Genomic DNA, 17,098 nt, shown 5'->3' with positions numbered 1-17,098 from the left:
ACGAGCCCCGGGAATGGTCGGCGAATGCCGACAACGCGACCGCTTTTGGGCGTTCGCGCGTGCACCTCCCATCCGGACTGAGGAATGTCGCCATCCCATTACCGTCGGTGCTGGAATTTCACCAGCTCAACCGCTTCTTGGTTTGCGCCAAGTCGCGGGTCGCGGACTGTAACCGCCGGTTCGGACTTTCACCGACCCCGGAGCACGTGCTTCGAGTATACAAACGCACCCAGTGCGAAACTATTCCCGCTCCCCCCGAAGGCGACTAACCCGTTTCAAGGAAACCTGCGGTTTGAGAGCCGAATTTCAGTCAACCGGGGTGATCGGGCGCCGAATCTCCTTGACACGGTTAAGCGGGCCAGCCGGTTTTCGGCGAGCGGGAGTCGGTGGGCCGGAGTACGGCCTGCCAGGAATCCGGATGCGAGCCGTCGCGACCGGTCACCATGGCCGACTCGACGCCCGTGTACGTGAAGCCGGCCTTCCGCGCGACCGCGAGCGACGCCGTGTTGCCGACGATCGCCTCCCAGCGCACCTCGGGCACCCAGCCCGACTCGAACGCCCAGTCGACGACCGCGTTCACCGCGAGCGGCGTGTAGCCGGAACCGCGGTGCGGGGCGCCAAGCCAGAAGCCGATCATCGTGTTCTTGCGAAGGCCCACGACGCCGAGGAACTCCCCATCACGCCGGAGCGCCCACGTCACTTCGGTGTCGCTCGACCAGCCGCGCGGCACGAACTCGTCCACGAAGAACTCGGCGTGCTTCGGCTCGTACGGCCACGGCAGCGTCATGAACGCCTCGAAGAGCGGATCCTGGCAGTACTCGGTGATCAGCGGCACGTCGGCGCGCGTCGGCTGGTCCAGCACGAGCGGCCCTGCGGTCAGGTCGAACGGCTCCACGCTCAGGCCCTCGGCAGCAGCCCGATGCGGTCGTACACCCGCGCGAGGGTCGCGTTCGCGATCTCGGCGGCCCGGTCGGCGTTGCCCGCGAGCACCCGGTCGAGTTCTGCCGGGTCGTCCAGCAGCTCGAGCGTGCGCTGCCGGATCGGCGTGAACGCCTCGACGACGACTTCGGCGAGCTCCTTCTTCAGGTCGCCGTAGCCGCGGCCCGCGTAGTCCTGCTCGAGCTCACCGATCGACCGGCCGTCGATCGCCGAGTAGATGGTCAGCAGATTCGCGATGCCCGGCTTCAACTCGCGGTCGAAGCGGATGTCGCGCTCGGCATCCGTCACCGCCGATTTGATCTTCTTCGCGGTCACCGACGGCTCATCCAGCATCCACACCACGCCGGCCTCGCTCGAGGCGGACTTGCTCATCTTGGCTGCAGGATCCTGCAGGTCGTAGATGCGCGCGGTCTCCTTCATGATCTGCGCCTCCGGCACCACGAAGGTGTCGCCGAAGCGCGAGTTGAACCGCCCTGCGACATCGCGCGTGAGCTCGACGTGCTGACGCTGGTCGTCACCGACCGGCACCACCGCGGCGTCGTAGAGCAGGATGTCGGCCGCCATCAGTACCGGGTAGGCGAACAGGCCGACCGTCGTCGACTCGGCTCCGAACCGGGTCGACTTGTCCTTGAACTGGGTCATCCGGCTCGCCTCGCCGAAACCGGTGATGGTGTTCAGCACCCAGGCGAGTTCCGGATGCGCGGCCACGTGTGACTGCACGAACAGCGTCGATTCGGCCGGGTCGATGCCGGCGGCGATGTACTGGGCCGCGGTGCGGCGGGTGTTCGCCCGCAACTCGGCCGGGTCCTGCGCGACGGTGATCGCGTGCAGGTCGACGATCGAGAAGATCGCGTCGTACTCGGCCTGCATCCGCTTCCATTGCTCCAGCGCGCCGATGTAGTTGCCGATGTGGAGGCTGTTGGCGGAGGGCTGCATGCCCGAGAACAGGCGGGTCTTGGTCATGGGTTCAGTCTTTCAGGTGTTGGGAAGTTGTTTCGTGCAGGGCCGCGGCCGATAGCCCGAGGGGTCGCAAGGGGCCTTCGTGGGCGGCGGGAGGGGCTGTTTCTGACCCCTCGAGGCTGTGCGCGCGTGGCTTCACTCAGCGGTGCCGTGCTGCGATGTGGCTCAGATGGCGTAGTCGGCCACGACGGGAGCGTGGTCCGACCATCGCTCGTCCCACGCGGCGGCGCGGTCGATCGAGTAGCCGACGGTCTTCTCCGCGAGCGGCAGTGTCGCCAGCTGGTAGTCGATGCGCCAGCCGGAGTCGTTGTCGAACGCCTTGCCGCGCCAGCTCCACCAGGAGTACGGGCCTTCGACCTCGCCCGCCCACTTGCGGCCGACGTCGACCCAGCCGAGTCCGGCGCCCGCGTTGTACCGCGGGTGGTCCTCAGCGCCGAGAATGCGGTCGAAGTAGGCGCGCTCTTCCGGAAGGAACCCGGCGTTCTTCTGGTTCGCCTTCCAGTTCCGGATGTCCAGTGTGCGGTGCCCGACGTTCAGGTCACCCAGCACGACCGCGTGCTCGGAATGCCTGGCCAGCTCCGGCATCCGCGCGGTCATCGCGTCGAGAAACTTGTACTTGTCGTCCTGCTTCGGGGTGCCGACCTCGCCGGAGTGCACGTAGGTGCTGACGACCGTGATGACGCTGCCGTCGACCTCGTAGTCGGCCTCGAGCCAGCGGCCCGCGGTGTCGAAATCCGGATGCCCCAGGTCGACCCGGTGGATGCTCGCCCTGTGCCGGCTGGCCAGCGCGACACCCGCGCGGCCCTTCGCGGTGGCCGGGTCGTGCAGGATGTCCCATTCGCTGCCGAGCAGGTTCTCAAGGTCATCGCTGGAGGCGCGAACCTCCTGCAGCGCGAGGATGTCGACCCCACGATTTTCGAGCCAGTCGCCCATGCCCTTGCGGAAAGCCGCTCGAACCCCGTTGACGTTGACACTGGCAATGCGGAGGGGTTGAGGCATGCATTCCAGCCTACCGATCGCCCCCGACGCGCTCGTCCGCCGCCGCAGCGAGGCCGTCCCTCGCATCCGGCTCGTCGCGCCGCCCGGGATGGAACAGCCGCCACAGCCGACCATGACGTCGACGATGCTCCGCCTCGAGCTGCCGCGCAATGAGCTCCCGTTCGCGTCGAGCCGCCTCCTTGCGCTCGGCCGCGACGTGCGGGTCGGCGATGAGCCCGACATCGGTCATCCCGACCGAGATCCAGGACGCCGCGAGCAGAATGACCGAGCACACCAGGTTGAACCAGATCAGCAGACCGATGATCGCAGCGAAGGATGCGAGCAGCGGGTTGCGGGTCGCCCCGCCGAGCAGCACCGTTCCGAGCACCTTGAGCACGCCGAGTCCGACCGCGCCGATCAGCGCCCCAGCGAACAGCCGCCTTGCTGGGATGACAAGCCCCGACATCACCCGGAAAAGCGCGGCGAGCACGACCGTGTCGAGACTGAGCATGAGCAGGAGACCGATAACGCGCACGGCGACGGATGCGACTGGCGAGTCCGTGGGGATGCCGAGCCAGCCGAGCATGGTGTCCAGGGCCGCGGTGCTGAACACCGAGAGCCCGGACGAGATCACGAGCGCGATGCCGAATGCGACGGCGAGGCCGGCGTCTTTGAGCTTGAGGAGGAAGAAGTTGAGTTCCTGGTTGGGCAGGTCGAACAGGGCGCGCACCGCGTCACGCGCAGCGGCAAGCCAGTTCAGTGCCGTGATGAGGAGACCGACGGCGGCGATCAGGCCGGTCCAGCCCAGAATCTGCGCCTCGAGCAGCACTTGCGTGTCCACCGCACCCGGCCCGTTCCACTCAAGCAGTCCAGGCACCGACGCATCGATGATGTCGAACAGGGCGTCCCTGAGCTCCGGATTGGCTTCGATGAACAGCCCGGCGCTCGCGAACGCCACCCAGATCGCCGCGAACGTCGCGAAGATGCCGTGGAAGGCCAGGCCCGCGGCCATCAGCGGCCCGCGGAACTCGATGAAGTGAACGAACACCCGTACCGGGCGCAGTTGCTTCGCCCATTCGACGGCCCGCTTCGCCCGCTCACCCAGCCCGCTCGCCACGGCACCAGTCTCCCCCATCGGGGGGTCGAATTGGGGGTATGGACTCCCGGGCCGATCCAGCGGACGATTGAGGTCAGTCCGACGACTCGCTTACCCGTGAATTGCCGGAGGCCTTACGTGGGGATCAGGGGAAGAAAAGAGGGGGAGGCGTCGGACGAGGCTCTCGTCCTACGCTCCCGCAGCGGCAATTCGCGCGCGTTCGCTGAACTCTGGCGTCGCCACGCCACCGCCGCACGCCGGGTCGCCGGTGAATTCACCACCAGCCTCGATGCCGACGATCTGGTCTCCGAGGCGTACCTGCGCATCTACGAGCAGGTCCGCGCCGGCGGTGGCCCGACCGGCGCATTCCGCCCCTACCTGTACACCGTCATCCGGAATCTCGCCGCCCGCTGGGGAAGCGCAGACCGGGCGGTTCAGGTTCCCGACCTTGACGCGGTGGCCGAACCGATTCTGCCCGATGACCCGTCGCTGGAGCTCGACAGGTCGCTGACCGCGCGGGCGTTCGGCGCGCTGCCGGCGCGCTGGCAGGCGGTGCTCTGGTACACCGAGGTCGAAGGTCTCGACCCGCACCAGGTCGCGCCCTACCTGGGTATGAACGCGAACAGTGTCGCAGCTCTCGCCTACCGCGCCCGCGAGGGGCTGCGCCGCGCGTGGCTGCAAGCGCACGTCAGCCACGCGGGCGTCACCCGGGAGTGCCGGTGGGTTTCGGCCCGCATCGGCGACCGGTCGCGGGACGGGCTCGGTGCACGCGACCGCAAACGCTTCGACGACCACATCGCGTCCTGCGCGCGCTGCGGGATCGTGGCGGAGGAAGTCGAGGACATCAGCGCACGCCTCGCCGTGGTGCTGCTTCCGCTCACGCTCGGGGGTGTGGTCGGCGGGAGCATGCTCGCCGCGTTCGGCGCGGGCCGGTCGGCGCACATCCCGGATTCGGCCGCCGAGCTGTTCATTCCGGATGCCGCAGCATCCGCCGCCGCGGCCGCCCCGAGCGCTGCGTCGTCGTTCGTCACGACGGTGATGGCGCCGATTGCCGGCGGAGTGGCGATGTTCGCCGGTGTTGCAGCTGGTGTCACGGCAGAGCCGCCCGCGGAGGAGCCACCGCCCCCGGTCAGCGCGGAGGCGCCCAACACCGAGCTGGTCGAGGTGCCGGAGATCGTGCGCGACCAGGCGCCGGCCCAGTCGGACGTCCCGGCGGTCGACCCGAGCGCCGTTCCGGACCTGGAACGGTTGGTCGGGGGAGTGATCGACACCTTGACCGGATCCGACGCGCCGCCGCCAGCGCACAGTGCGCCAGGCGGAGTGGTCGGCGCCGACATCTCGCTGGCGGGCACCGGCACCCCGGGTGCCAGAGTGTCGCTGCAGGCAGCCGGCCAGATCTACGCGACGACCTCCATCGCAGCTGACGGCAGTTTCTCGCTTGTCGCGACTGCGGTGCCGAGCGGTGTGGGGTCACTCGAACTGGTGCAGGCCATCGATGAGAGCAGCCCGATCGCCGGCTCCGACGGAAGCGGAGTGCCCAACAAGCTCACGAGAACGGGCGACCCGCTCGTTGCGGACCTGATGCGACCGCTCAGTGTGCCGAACCTGCCGGCGAACGTGACCCTCGCCGGCTGACGCCCGCCGGCTCAGGCGCGCCGAGAGGCACCCCTTAACCGCGAGTTGCCCACTTCGGCCCCTGATTTCGCTGGAAATGGGGCCGAAGTGGGCAACTCGTGACGTTAGGGCTTGCCCCGCAGGATCGCCTGCTTGACCTCCGCGATCGCCTGCGTCACCTGGATGCCACGCGGGCAGGCCTCGGTGCAGTTGAAGGTGGTGCGGCAGCGCCACACACCTTCCTTGTCGTTCAGGATGTCCAGGCGCACGTCGGCCGCGTCATCGCGCGAGTCGAAGATGAAGCGGTGCGCGTTGACGATCGCGGCCGGGCCGAAGTACTGCCCGTCGGTCCAGAACACCGGGCAGCTCGAGGTGCACGCGGCACACAGGATGCACTTGGTGGTGTCGTCGAAGATCGCGCGCTGCTCAACCGACTGCAGGCGCTCCTTGCCATCCTTCGGCTTCGAGCTCGCGATGAGGAACGGCTGCACCTCACGGTAGCTCTCGAAGAACGGCTCCATGTCGACGATGAGGTCCTTCTCCAGCGGAAGGCCCTTGATCGCCTCGACGTAGATCGGCTGCGAGATGTCGAGATCCTTGATCAGCGTCTTGCAGGCCAGGCGGTTGCGGCCGTTGATGCGCATCGCATCCGAGCCGCAGATGCCGTGCGCACAGCTGCGCCGGAACGACAGCGAACCGTCCTGCTCCCACTTGATCTTGTGCAGCGCGTCCAGGATCCGGTCTGTCGGGAACATCTCGACGTCGAAGTCCTGCCAGCGCGGTTCCTCGTCGACCTCAGGGTCGAAACGCCGGATGATCAGGGTCACCGTGAAGGACTGCAGCGGCGAAGCCGTTGCCACAACCCCTGCTGTTGCCGGGGCCTTCTCGACTACCGTAGCCATCAGTATTTCCTTTCCATTGGCTGGTAATTGGTGATGCGCACCGGTTTCCAGTCCAGTCGAATGTGGTCCTCTGCTTTGGCGGAGTGCGGGTCACCCGTCAGGTACGCCATCGTGTGCTTCAGGTAGTTCTCGTCGTCGCGGTCAGGATAGTCGTCGCGCATGTGGCCACCGCGGCTCTCCTTGCGGTTGCGCGCGGAGAACACGACCACCTCGGCCAGGTCGAGCAGGAAGCCCAGCTCGATCGCCTCGAGCAGGTCGGTGTTGAACCGCTTGCCCTTGTCCTGCACTGACACGTTGCGGTACCGCTCGCGCAGGTTGTGGATCGTCTGGGTGACGGATGCGAGTGACTCGTCGGTGCGGAACACCTGGGCGTTCCGATCCATCTCGTCCTGCAATTCCTTGCGGATGGCTGCCACCCGCTCGGTGCCGGTCGAGTCGCGCATCCGGGTGATCGCATCCCGAACCGTCGCGGCCGGGTCCTCCGGCAGCGGCACGAAGTCGACGGTCTTCACGAACTCCGCCGCGTTGTTGCCCGCGCGCTTGCCGAACACGTTGATGTCCAGCAGCGAGTTGGTGCCGAGGCGGTTGGAGCCGTGCACCGACACGCACGCGCACTCGCCAGCGGCGTACAGTCCGGGCACGACGGTGTCGTTGTCGGAGAGCACCTCGGCGTTGTTGTTGGTCGGGATGCCACCCATCGCGTAGTGCGCGGTGGGCATGACCGGAACCGGCTCGGTGACCGGGTCGACACCGAGGTAGGTGCGCGCGAACTCCGTGATGTCCGGCAGCTTGGTCTCGAGCACCTCAGCCCCGAGGTGGGTGCAGTCGAGGTAGACGTAGTCCTTGTTCGGACCTGCGCCGCGGCCCTCCGCCACCTCCTGCACCATGCAGCGCGCGACGATATCGCGCGGCGCGAGGTCCTTGATGGTGGGCGCGTAGCGCTCCATGAACCGCTCGCCGTCGGCGTTGCGCAGGATCGCGCCCTCGCCGCGGGCGCCCTCGGTGAGCAGGATGCCCAGCCCGGCCAGTCCGGTCGGGTGGAACTGGAAGAACTCCATGTCCTCCAGCGGCAGGCCCTTGCGCCAGATGATGCCGACGCCGTCACCGGTGAGGGTGTGCGCATTCGAGGTGGTCTTGTAGATCTTGCCGAAGCCGCCGGTCGCGAAGATCACGGCCTTCGACTGGAACACGTGCAGCTCGCCGGTGGCCAGTTCGTACGCGACGACGCCGGCGGGCTTGCCCTCGTTCATCACGAGGTCGAGCACGTAGAACTCGTTGAAGAAGTTGATGCCGTGCTTGACGCAGTTCTGGTACAGCGTCTGCAGGATCATGTGGCCGGTGCGGTCGGCGGCGTAGCACGCGCGACGGACAGGGCTCTTGCCGTGGTCGCGGGTGTGCCCGCCGAAGCGGCGCTGGTCGATCTTGCCGTCTGGCGTGCGGTTGAACGGGAGACCCATGTTCTCCAGGTCGAGCACCGCGTCGATGGCTTCCTTGGCGAGGATCTCGGCCGAGTCCTGGTCAACCAGGTAGTCGCCACCCTTGACGGTGTCGAAGGTGTGCCATTCCCAGCTGTCCTCCTCGACGTTGGCGAGCGCCGCGGCCATGCCGCCCTGCGCTGCGCCGGTGTGCGAGCGAGTCGGGTAGAGCTTGGAGATGACTGCGGTCTTTGCCTTCGGGCCGACCTCGATCGCCGCGCGCATTCCGGCGCCGCCGGCGCCCACGATCACTACCTCGAACTGGTGGTAGTGGACTCCGTCGACGATCGAACCGTCAGCGTATTCAGCCATTTACAAGTCTCCACAGATGCTAGGAAGAAGGTCGGTCGGTGCGCCGACGGGGCACGGGTCGAAGGTGAAGATGACCAGCGTGCCGAGAACGAGCAACACCACGGTCGAGAGACCGAGTGCGCCCTTCAGGGTGAGGTTCACCATCCGGTTGTGCGTGTAGTCGTTGATGATGGTGCGCATGCCGTTCGAGCCGTGGATCAGGGCGAGCCACAGCAGCAGCGTGTCCCACCACTGCCAGAACGGGTCGGAGAGCTTGCCGCCGACGAAGGCGAAGTCGAGCGCCTTGACGCCGTCTCCGATCATCAGGTTGACGAAGAGGTGGCCGAAGATCAGCACGACGAGAACGACGCCGCTGACCCGCATGTAGATCCAGCCCCACTTCTCCCAGTTTATGCCGCGGCGGCGGATGCGTGGGGCGCGGGGACTGTCGATTGTGGTTGCCATCGCGGTCACTCCCCAAACACGTTCATGAGGTGGCGGGGGGTGAAGCCGATCATCAGGATCAGCCAGAGGATGACGACGGCCCAGAACAGCACGCGCTGGTGCTTGGTTCCCCACGACCAGAAGTCGATCAGGATGATGCGCAGGCCGTTGAGCGCGTGCAGGCCGATCGCGGCGACCAGGGCGACCTCGCCGATCCCCATGATCGGGTTTTTGTAGGTGCCGATGACCGCGTTGTAGGCCTCCGGGCTCACCCTGACCAGCGCGGTGTCCAGGATGTGCACGAGGAGGAAGAAGAAGATGGCGACGCCGGTGATCCGGTGCACCACCCACGACCACATACCCTCACGACCCCGGTACAGGGTGCCGGCCGGCGCTTTCAGCTTGGTTTGCGGTTCGAGCGTTGATGCCCTGTTTCCCGCTGTTTTCTCTGGCACGACCAACCCTCCTGCGGATCTCGAGCCCCGTGCCGGGGCAGCCCGGCCTGAGGCGCGGACGTCATCCATCCTATTCCGCGTTTTCGCGGTGCCGTTCCACGTCCTTGCGCGGCCGTCGGGTGGACCCGGCGGTCTACAGTTGGGGGCATGGCGCAACAGAGAGACCCCCTGGACCGCTTCTACAGTGTCATCCCGGCTGGCGGAATCGGCTCCCGCCTGTGGCCGCTGTCGCGCGCGGATGCGCCGAAGTTCCTGCACGACCTCACCGGTTCCGGGAGCACGCTGCTGCGCGCGACCTGGGACCGGCTGACCCCGCTGTCCGGGGCGCACCGGATCATGGTGGTGACCGGTCGAGCGCATCGCGCCGCCGTCGAGGAGCAGCTGCCAGAACTCGAAGACCACAACGTGGTCCTCGAGAGCGAGCCGAAGGAATCATCGGCAGCGATCGGGCTTGCCGCTGCGATCCTGCGGCGCCGCGAGCCTGAGGTGATCATCGGCTCGTTCGCCGCCGACCACGTGATCACGGATGTCCGTGGCTTCCGTCGCGCGGTCGGAGAGGCGGTCGCCGCGGCGGATGCCGGCTATATCGCGACGATCGGCATCACCCCGACCGAGCCGGCGATCGGCTTCGGCTACATCCGCTGCGACGGCACCCTCGGGATCGACGGCGCTCCGAGCGCGACGAAGGCTGACACCTTCAAGGAGAAGCCCGAGCTATCGGTCGCCAAGAAGTACGTCGCCGACGGCAATTACCTGTGGAACGCGGGCATGTTCATCTCCCGCGCCGACCTTCTGCTCGAGCAGCTGGGCAAGTCGCAACCGGACCTGCTCGCCGGCCTCGAGGAGCTCGCCGAGGCGTGGGATACCCCGCGTCGCGGCGCCGTCGTCGACGCAGTCTGGCCGAGACTGCCCAAGATCGCCATCGACTACACGGTCGCGGAGCCGACGGCGGCCGAGGGTCGGATGGCCGTCGTACCCGGCGACTTCGATTGGAACGACGTCGGCGACTTCGCCGCGATCGGCAAGCTGCACGCGCGCGGACGCGCATCCGATCTCGCCATCCTCGGCGAGGGAGCCCGCGTGCTGGCCGACGCGTCGAGCGGCGTGGTGGTGAGCCAAACGGGCCGGCTGATCTCGCTTGTCGGGGTCAAGGACATCGTCGTCGTCGACACCCCGGATGCGCTCCTGGTGACCACGAGCGCGAACGCGCAGCGGGTCAAGTCGGTGGTCGACGCGCTCAAGTTGTCGGGCCGCAGCGACATCCTCTGACCAGCGCCCCCGCCAGGGGCTATTGCAGGTTGGTAACCTTTGCGTTTCATCGCCCCGAATGCCTAACAGGGGGAACCGTCATATTGGGTACTCTGTACTCCAATGGCCGCGGCAACGGACGCCGGGGCAGCACCTTGGAGGACACCTTGAGAACCAGCTCTCGTAGGACCGCTCTCAGCGGACTTGCGGTCGTCGCCAGCAGCGCCCTGCTGCTCGCCGGCTGCGCATCAGCACCTGAAGACACCACAGCACCCACCAACAACGCGAACTCCGACTTCCTCTCCTGCATGGTTTCTGACACCGGCGGGTTCGACGACAAGTCGTTCAACCAGCTCGGCAAGCAGGGCCTCGACGAAGGCGCCGACGCGATCGGCGGCGAGACCAACGCGGTCGAGTCGCAGGCGGAGACCGACTACCCGCAGAACATCACCAACCTGGTCGACGAGGGCTGCGGCATCATCGTGACCGTCGGCTTCCTTCTCGCCGACGCCACCAAGACCGCTGCCGAGGCGAACCCCGACGTCAACTTCGCGATCATCGACGACTCGTCGATCGACCTGCCCAACGTCAAGCCGATCGTGTTCGACACCGCTCAGGCGGCGTTCCTCGCCGGCTACGCGGCAGCCAGCTACTCGAAGTCCGGCATTGTCGGTACCTTCGGTGGCATCCCGATCCCGCCGGTGACCATCTTCATGGACGGCTTCGTGCAGGGCGTCGAGTACTACAACGAGGCGAAGGGCGCATCCGTCAAGGCTCTCGGCTGGGATGTTGCCGCTCAGGATGGCGCGTTCACCGGTGGCTTCGACGCCAACGACACCGCCAAGAGCACCGCGCAGAACCTGATCGACCAGGGCGCAGACGTGCTCCTGCCGGTCGGTGGCCCGATCTACCAGAGCGCAGCAGAGGCCATCCGTGACGCCGGCACCGAGATCGCCCTCATCGGCGTCGACGCCGACGTGTTCGAGACCGACCCGTCGATCCAGGACCTGCTCCTGACCTCGATCATGAAGGGCATGGCGGTCGGTGTGAAGGACGTCGTGGTCAGCACCTCCGAGGGCAACTTCGACAACTCCCCGTTCGTCGGAACCCTCGAGAACGGTGGTGTCGGGATTGCTCCGTTCCACGAGTTCGAGTCGAAGGTTGACGCGGCCTTGCAGGGCGAGCTGGATGACATCAAGGAAGGCATCATCAGCGGCGAGATCAAGGTCACGTCGCCTTCGTCGCCCAGCTAAGTAGCAAATAGCGACAAACGGCTCGGGGAGGCCAGCACCGCTGGTCTCCCCGATTCCGTTGTAATCTTGCCCGATCGCATTCCGATCCGCGTCAATGGCGTCGCGGCGCGATCCCCCGCACTTACAAAAAAGGAACATCCGGCAATGAAGCTCGAACTTCGCGGCATCACCAAGCGATTCGGCACTCTGGTAGCGAACGACCACATCGACCTGACCGTCAAGGAAGGCGAGATCCACTGCCTCCTCGGCGAGAACGGTGCAGGCAAGTCGACGCTCATGAACGTCTTGTACGGCCTCTACCACGCCGACGAGGGCGAGATTCTCCTCGACGACGAGGTGCAGCACTTCGCCGGCCCCGGTGATGCGATGGCCGCCGGCATCGGCATGGTCCACCAGCACTTCATGCTCATCCCCGTCTTCACCGTCGCGGAGAACGTCATGCTCGGCCACGAGCCCGCAGGCGTCGCCGGGCGGCTCGACTTCAACGCGGCGCGCGCCAAGGTCAAGGAGATCTCCGACCGCTTCGGTTTCGATGTCGACCCGGACGCGCTCGTCGGTGACCTCCCCGTCGGCGTCCAGCAGCGCGTCGAGATCATCAAGGCCCTGTCCCGCGACGCGAAGGTGCTCGTATTCGACGAGCCGACCGCGGTGCTGACTCCTCAGGAGACCGACGAGCTCATGGGCATCATGCGCCAGCTCAAGGAGGCCGGTACCTCCATCGTCTTCATCACCCACAAACTGCGCGAGGTGCGCGAAGTCGCCGACCGCATCACCGTCATCCGTCTCGGCAAGGTCGTCGGTGAGGCGAGCCCGACCGCAACCAACGCCGAGCTCGCCTCTCTCATGGTCGGCCGTGCCGTCGAGCTCACGGTCGACAAGGGGCCGGCACAGCCAGGCGAGTCAGCTTTCATCGTCGACGACCTGTCGGTAATCGACCCGATCGGCCAGCTCGTGGTCAACCACATCAGCTTCGACATCAAGGCAGGCGAGATCGTCGTCGTCGCCGGAGTGCAGGGCAACGGCCAGACCGAACTCGTCGAGGCCATCATGGGTCTGCAGCACCACGTGACCGGCGACATCCGCCTCGACGGTCGATCGCTCCGGCACAATTCGGTGCGCGAGATCCTCGACGCTGGCGTCGGGTACATTCCCGAGGACCGCGGCGAGGATGGGCTCGTCTCGGGCTTCACCATCGCCGAGAACCTCATGCTCGACCGCGCGGGCGGCGAGCCGTTCGTGAAGAGGGGCAGCCTGCAGCTTGAGGCGCTCGCCGAATTCGCCGAGCAGAAGGTCGGGGAATTCGACATCCGCGCGCAGGGCATCGGCACCAACGCCGGCAACCTGTCCGGAGGAAACCAGCAGAAGGTCGTGCTCGCCCGCGAGATGAGCCGCGAGCTGCGCCTGCTCGTCGCGGCGCAGCCAACGCGCGGACTCGACGTCGGATCTGTCGAGTTCGTGCACACCAGGATCGTCGAGACGCGGGATGCCGGAGTGCCGGTGCTCGTCGTCTCCACCGAACTCGACGAAGTGGTCGGACTCGCCGACCGCATCATCGTCATGTACCGAGGAGGGATCGTGGGCATCGTCCCAGCGGACACGCCGAGGGATGTTCTCGGGCTCATGATGGCCGGCGAGGCACCCGCGGGAACGGGAGTGGCAGCGTGAGCGGCGAGAAGTCGACCGAGGTCCAGCCCGAGCAGGCGCCGGAACCCGGCCAGCCCGGCACCGAGGTGATGCAGGAGGAACGCGAGGAGTCGCGGTTCAGTGTCGCGCTTCGCGAGATCATGAGCGGCAGCGCCGTGCTCTCGGTGCTGTCCGTGCTCATGGCGCTCGTCGTCGGCGGAATCCTGATCGCGCTGACCGACCCGCGCGTGCAAGAGGCATCCGGCTACTTCTTCTCCCGGCCCGTTGACACCTTCAGCGCCATTTGGGACGCCGTCGCGGGTGCCTACACCGCGCTGTTCAACGGTTCCATCTACAACTTCAGGCGGGAGGGCTTCGACAACGGCATCCGGGCCCTGCTCGAGACCCTCACCCAGGCGACACCGCTCATTGCGGCGGGTCTGGGTGTGGCGGTCGGCTTCCGCGCCGGCCTGTTCAATATCGGCGGCCGCGGTCAAATGCTGATGGCCGCCGCCGCAGCCGGCTGGGTTGCCTTCGCGCTCGACATGCCGTTCGGCATCCACTTGGTCATCGCTCTCCTGGCCGGCATGGCTGCCGGTGCGGTATGGGCGGGCATCGCCGGATTCCTGAAGGCGAAGACCGGCGCCAACGAGGTGATCACGACGATCATGCTCAACTACGTCGCGTTCTACTTCCTCTACTGGATGCTGAGCACCCCAGGGTGGCTGCAGGCGCCGGGATCGAACAACCCGAAGACCCCGGGTATGAAAGAGACCGCCGTGCTGCCCAAGCTGTTCGGTGACCGCTACAGCCTGCACCTCGGATTCCTCCTCGTCATCGTCGCGACGATCTTCGTCTGGTGGCTGCTCAACCGGTCCAGCCTCGGCTTCAAGTTCCGCGCTGTCGGCCTGAACCCGAGTGCTGCGCGTGTCGCGGGCATCAACGTCGACCGGATGGCGATCTACGTGATGCTCATCGCCGGCGCGCTTGTCGGCATGGCAGGTGTGTTCCAAGTGCTCGGTCCCGTGACCACCGGATTCAGCGCGGGCATCGACGCCGGCATCGGCTTCGACGCGATCACCGTCGCGCTGCTCGGCCGTTCGCGCCCGTGGGGCGTCTTCGCCGCCGGACTGCTGTTCGGCGCGTTCAAGGCTGGCGGCTTCACCATGCAGGCATCCCAGGGCATCCCGATCGACATCGTGCTGGTCGTGCAGTCGATGATCGTGCTGTTCATCGCGGCGCCGCCGCTGGTGCGGGCGATCTTCCGCCTGCCCAAACCGGATCCGACCACGCGGAGACCCAAGAACATCCAGGGCAAGAAAGCGGTGGTGACCAAGTGAGCGTCCAGGCGACAACGCCGTCATCGGCACCGATCACCCTCGAGCGGACGGTCGTCAAGAGCTGGAAGGCGCCGATCTTCTTCGGCATCTTCGCGCTTGTTGCCCTGCTCGCGTTCGGCGTGTTCGGTCGCGAGGGGTTCAGCACCTTCCGGCTCTCCACGAGCTACGACCTCATCCAGATTCCGGATATCTCGCTGCCGACCCGCGCGACCGGCTGGATCATCGGCATCCTGCTGCTGGCGCTTACCGCGCTGTCGGCGTGGATCGTCAACCAGGGCAGGAAGACCCCGCTCTGGCTTACCATCGTGTTCGGTGTGCTGTTCATGGTCGGATTCCTGACCTGGACCTCCGCCGGCTCGCTGCTGCCGGTGCCCGGTCTGCTCATCGGCGCGGTCAGCCTGAGTGTCCCGCTGATCTTCGGCGCCATGTCCGGCGTCATCTCCGAGCGAAGCGGTGTCATCAACATCGCCATCGAGGGCCAGCTGCTCGCCGGCGCGTTCACCTCGGCGATGGTCGCATCCATCACCCGCCAGCCGCTGCTCGGCCTGGTCGCCGCGATGATCGCTGGCGTGCTCGTGTCGTTCATTCTCGCCGCGTTCGCGATCAAGTACGTCGTCGACCAGATCATCGTCGGTGTCGTGCTGAACGTGCTGGTCACCGGTCTCACCGGGTTCCTGTACTCGCAGGTGCTGCAGGAGAACGCCGCGCTGCTGAACTCGCCACCGCGCTTCGAGCGGATCCCGATCCCGGGGCTGGTCTCGATACCGATCATCGGCCCGGTGCTGTTCAACCAGACGATCATCGTCTACGTCATGTACATCACGGTTGCCGTGGTCGCCTACGCGCTGTTCCGCACCCGCTGGGGCCTGCGCACGCGCTCGGTGGGCGAGCACCCGACCGCCGCCGACACCGTCGGCATCAAGGTCAACATGACGCGGTTCATCAACGTCTCGATCGGTGGCGCGATCGCCGGCTTCGGCGGTGCGTACTTCACGCTCGGCTCAGTCGGTTCGTTCACCAAGGAGATGACAGCCGGAGCGGGCTTCATCGCCCTCGCGGCGGTCATCTTCGGCCGGTGGGATCCGATCCGCGCCATGCTCGCGGGCCTGCTGTTCGGCTTCGCGACCAACCTGCAGAGCGTGCTCGGCATCATCGGGTCGCCGCTGCCCAGCGAATTCCTGCTGATGCTTCCGTACATCGTGACGATCTTCGCTGTTGCCGGATTCGTCGGTCAGTCGCGAGCGCCTGCGGCCGACGGCAAACCATACATAAAGGCGTGACTACCGCCGCCCCGGCTTCCTCGACACGCGCGCCGTCGAGGGGGCTGTGGGCGGCGATCGCCGTCGTGCTGCTGGCACTCAACCTGCGGCCGGCGATCGTCGCCGTCTCCCCGCTGCTCGACGAGATCTCGGATGCGGTCCAGCTCACCGCATTCAGCGCCGGCCTGCTCGTGACGTTGCCGGTGCTGTGCTTCGCCGCGCTCGGGCCGCTGGCCCCTGTACTTGCCAGGCACGTCGGTCTGGAGCGAGCGCTTGGGCTGGTGCTCGTGCTGATCATCGCCGGGTGCGCGCTGCGGCTCGTGCCCTCGCCGTTCGGACTGTTCGGCGGCACCGTGCTTGTCGGCACCGGCATTGCCTTCGGCAACATCCTGCTGCCCGGCCTCATCAAGCGTGACTTCCCGCACCGCGTCGGACTGATGTCCGGGCTGTTCTCGATGTCGCTGGCCGGGGGCGCGACCCTCGCGGCCGGCATCACCGTGCCGGTCGCCCGTGCCGGCGGGCTGGATTGGAACGTCGCGCTCGGCGCGTGGGGCATTTTCGCGGTCATCGCGCTCGCGGCGTGGCTGCCGATGATGCGTTCGGCCGGCCGCACCGCGGCATCCGGAGGCGTAGCCGTCGCCCTGCACCGCGACCGGGTCGCCTGGTACGTGACCGCCTTCTTCGGCCTGCAGTCGTTCAATTTCTACGCCACAACAGCGTGGCTGCCCACCATCCTCATCGCGCGCGGCGCGGACACGGTGTTCGCTGGCGGGATGCTCGCCCTGATCAACGTCGTCAGCATCGTCCCTGCCCTGGTCGTGCCCATGCTGCTTGACCGGATGCGCAGCCAAGCAGGGTTCGCGATCGGGCTCGGCGTGCTCTTCTTTGTCGCAGTCGGCGGCTTCCTGGCGGTGCCCTCCGCTCCGGTGCTGTGGGTGACGCTGCTCGGGATCGCTCAGGGCGCGAGCCTCGGTCTCGGGTTGACGCTGCTCGTCCTGCGCGCACCGGATGCCGACCACACGACGAGCCTGTCCCGGATGGCCCAAAGTTGGGGCTACCTGCTCGCTGCCCCCGCGCCGCTGCTCCTCGGGCTGCTCAACGACGTCACCGGGGCGTGGACAGCATCCCTCATGCTGCTGCTCGTCATGCTCGTACCGCAGTTCGTCGCGGGCTATCTCGCTGGTCGGCCAGGGCTGGTGCAAGGGCGGCTACATTGAGCAC

The 17,098-nt window shown here is 66.8% G+C and carries 15 protein-coding genes and 1 riboswitch; of the genes, 7 read left to right on the top strand and 8 right to left on the bottom strand.

All coding sequences use genetic code 11. From position 1 onward, the window contains the following. Positions 1 to 56: 56 nt before the first annotated feature. A riboswitch (FMN riboswitch) is annotated at positions 57 to 209 on the bottom strand. A gap of 140 nt (positions 210 to 349) precedes the next feature. From HGK58_RS00415 to HGK58_RS00400, 4 genes are all read right to left on the bottom strand, one after another. Next, positions 350 to 895, bottom strand: coding sequence for a GNAT family N-acetyltransferase (locus tag HGK58_RS00415; RefSeq protein ID WP_168625596.1), 546 nt, complete (start codon positions 893 to 895; stop codon positions 350 to 352). A 2-nt stretch (positions 896 to 897) separates the two neighbouring features. Next, positions 898 to 1,902, bottom strand: a complete 1,005-nt coding sequence (gene trpS, locus HGK58_RS00410; protein ID WP_168625595.1) for a tryptophan--tRNA ligase — start codon at positions 1,900 to 1,902, stop codon at positions 898 to 900. Positions 1,903 to 2,064: 162 nt separating this feature from the next. Next, positions 2,065 to 2,898: an exodeoxyribonuclease III gene (locus HGK58_RS00405; protein WP_168625594.1), complete on the bottom strand. Its 834-nt coding sequence runs from the start codon at positions 2,896 to 2,898 to the stop codon at positions 2,065 to 2,067. Positions 2,899 to 2,908: 10 nt separating this feature from the next. Next, the gene (locus tag HGK58_RS00400; RefSeq protein WP_168625593.1) at positions 2,909 to 3,994 is read right to left on the bottom strand and encodes a YihY/virulence factor BrkB family protein; all 1,086 of its coding nucleotides are present in this window, start codon (positions 3,992 to 3,994) and stop codon (positions 2,909 to 2,911) included. Between the two features lie 117 nt (positions 3,995 to 4,111). Between HGK58_RS00400 and HGK58_RS00395 the strand changes: the two genes are divergently transcribed. Beyond that, the gene (locus HGK58_RS00395; protein ID WP_168625592.1) at positions 4,112 to 5,608 is read left to right on the top strand and encodes a sigma-70 family RNA polymerase sigma factor; all 1,497 of its coding nucleotides are present in this window, start codon (positions 4,112 to 4,114) and stop codon (positions 5,606 to 5,608) included. 104 nt (positions 5,609 to 5,712) lie between these two features. Here the strand turns inward: HGK58_RS00395 and HGK58_RS00390 are convergent, their stop codons facing one another. Genes HGK58_RS00390 through sdhC form a run of 4 tightly spaced genes read right to left on the bottom strand, consistent with a single transcriptional unit; the run spans position 5,713 to position 9,100 of the window. Beyond that, on the bottom strand, positions 5,713 to 6,489 hold the full coding sequence (locus tag HGK58_RS00390) for a succinate dehydrogenase iron-sulfur subunit (protein WP_168625591.1): 777 nt from the start codon (positions 6,487 to 6,489) through the stop codon (positions 5,713 to 5,715). After that, on the bottom strand, positions 6,489 to 8,276 hold the full coding sequence (gene sdhA, locus HGK58_RS00385) for a succinate dehydrogenase flavoprotein subunit (protein ID WP_168625590.1): 1,788 nt from the start codon (positions 8,274 to 8,276) through the stop codon (positions 6,489 to 6,491). Before sdhA ends, HGK58_RS00390 begins: the two co-directional genes overlap by 1 nt. Next, complete coding sequence (gene sdhD / locus HGK58_RS00380; RefSeq protein WP_168625589.1) at positions 8,277 to 8,720, bottom strand: succinate dehydrogenase, hydrophobic membrane anchor protein; 444 nt, start codon at positions 8,718 to 8,720, stop codon at positions 8,277 to 8,279. A gap of 5 nt (positions 8,721 to 8,725) precedes the next feature. Next, positions 8,726 to 9,100, bottom strand: a complete 375-nt coding sequence (gene sdhC, locus HGK58_RS00375) for a succinate dehydrogenase, cytochrome b556 subunit (protein ID WP_255506484.1) — start codon at positions 9,098 to 9,100, stop codon at positions 8,726 to 8,728. Between the two features lie 201 nt (positions 9,101 to 9,301). Between sdhC and HGK58_RS00370 the strand changes: the two genes are divergently transcribed. From HGK58_RS00370 to HGK58_RS00345, 6 genes are all read left to right on the top strand, one after another. Next, positions 9,302 to 10,423 carry a mannose-1-phosphate guanylyltransferase gene (locus HGK58_RS00370; protein WP_168625587.1) on the top strand — a complete coding sequence of 374 codons (1,122 nt, stop codon included), beginning with the start codon at positions 9,302 to 9,304 and terminating at the stop codon, positions 10,421 to 10,423. 146 nt (positions 10,424 to 10,569) lie between these two features. Then, a complete protein-coding gene (locus tag HGK58_RS00365) occupies positions 10,570 to 11,655 on the top strand; it encodes a BMP family ABC transporter substrate-binding protein (protein WP_168625586.1) in 1,086 nt (361 codons plus the stop codon). Positions 11,656 to 11,799: 144 nt separating this feature from the next. Next, positions 11,800 to 13,320 carry an ABC transporter ATP-binding protein gene (locus HGK58_RS00360; RefSeq protein WP_168625585.1) on the top strand — a complete coding sequence of 507 codons (1,521 nt, stop codon included), beginning with the start codon at positions 11,800 to 11,802 and terminating at the stop codon, positions 13,318 to 13,320. 68 nt (positions 13,321 to 13,388) lie between these two features. Next, positions 13,389 to 14,618, top strand: a complete 1,230-nt coding sequence (locus tag HGK58_RS00355; protein WP_168626815.1) for an ABC transporter permease — start codon at positions 13,389 to 13,391, stop codon at positions 14,616 to 14,618. Then, positions 14,615 to 15,898: an ABC transporter permease gene (locus tag HGK58_RS00350; protein ID WP_168625584.1), complete on the top strand. Its 1,284-nt coding sequence runs from the start codon at positions 14,615 to 14,617 to the stop codon at positions 15,896 to 15,898. The genes HGK58_RS00355 and HGK58_RS00350 overlap by 4 nt, the downstream gene beginning before the upstream one ends. Further along, a complete protein-coding gene (locus HGK58_RS00345; protein WP_168625583.1) occupies positions 15,895 to 17,094 on the top strand; it encodes an MFS transporter in 1,200 nt (399 codons plus the stop codon). Before HGK58_RS00350 ends, HGK58_RS00345 begins: the two co-directional genes overlap by 4 nt. Positions 17,095 to 17,098 lie beyond the last annotated feature (4 nt).

This window comes from Cryobacterium sp. BB307 (assembly GCF_012274275.1).
In the GTDB taxonomy this organism is placed as follows: domain Bacteria; phylum Actinomycetota; class Actinomycetes; order Actinomycetales; family Microbacteriaceae; genus Terrimesophilobacter.
Note: the sequence above shows the minus strand (reverse complement) of the source record. Positions and strands in the feature narration are given on the sequence as shown.